The sequence below is a fragment of the Paenibacillus periandrae genome (assembly GCF_022458865.1).
In the GTDB taxonomy this organism is placed as follows: Bacteria; Bacillota; Bacilli; order Paenibacillales; family NBRC-103111; genus Paenibacillus_S; species Paenibacillus_S periandrae.
In genome coordinates this window covers 1-232 of sequence record NZ_JAJNMU010000242.1, presented here as the reverse complement: position 1 = coordinate 232, position 232 = coordinate 1, and the positions used below count along the sequence as shown (strand labels likewise).

At 53.4% G+C, this 232-nt stretch carries 1 rRNA gene; it reads right to left on the bottom strand.

The features are described 5' to 3' along the window. Positions 1-4: 4 nt before the first annotated feature. A 23S ribosomal RNA gene (locus LRL21_RS45390) occupies positions 5-232 on the bottom strand; the annotation flags it as partial.

Below are 232 nucleotides of genomic sequence, written 5' to 3'. Positions count from 1 at the left end.
TTTCTTGGATAAGCCCTCGACCGATTAGTATTCGTCAGCTCCATACCTTGCGGCACTTCCACCCCGAACCTATCTACCTCATCGTCTATAAGGGGTCTTACATACTGGGAAATCTCATCTTGAGGGGGGCTTCGCGCTTAGATGCTTTCAGCGCTTATCCCTTCCGTACGTAGCTATCCAGCCGTGCTCCTGGCGGAACAACTGGTACACCAGCGGTACGTCCATCCCGGTC